We start from the raw sequence: 450 nt of genomic DNA on the forward strand, positions 1-450 counted from the left end.
GGAGTGGTCGTCCAGCAGGGTGAGCGGATGGCAGCGGCCGCCGCCAAAGGGAAAGTGGCCCTTAAAATCCATCTGCCAGAGGCGGTTCGGCGCGTTATGTTCGAACCGTCCCGTGGGGGGAATGCCCGGTGAAGCGCCCGGCAGCAGACCATGGCGGGCCATCAGGTTATGGACGGTACTGAAGGCGGGCATGCGGTGCCCCTGGTCTTCGAGCCAGCGCTTAATCTTGCGGGCTCCCCAGCGCTCATGGCGGTCATGTGCCATGCGCAGCAGGGCTGTGATGTCGTCTGACGAGCGGTTAGGGGAATGGTGCGGTATGCGCGGACGGTCCTGAAGGCCGGCGGCACCTTCCTGAGCCCAGCGGCGAAGCCACTTGTAGGCGGTGGCAGGTGAAATGCCGAAGCGACGGCAGAGGGAACGGATGTTCGCCCCGTCCTGCGAGGCGAACAA

1 protein-coding gene is annotated in these 450 nt (G+C 65.1%); it reads right to left on the reverse strand.

Annotated features, from left to right (window positions below):
* Nucleotides 1-450, reverse strand: a 450-nt coding sequence (locus tag KIF87_RS23040; protein WP_213330844.1) for a helix-turn-helix domain-containing protein, incomplete at both ends; no start/stop codon positions are given.

The sequence above is a fragment of the Enterobacter sp. 120016 genome (assembly GCF_018383635.1).
In the GTDB taxonomy this organism is placed as follows: domain Bacteria; phylum Pseudomonadota; class Gammaproteobacteria; order Enterobacterales; family Enterobacteriaceae; genus Enterobacter; species Enterobacter asburiae_D.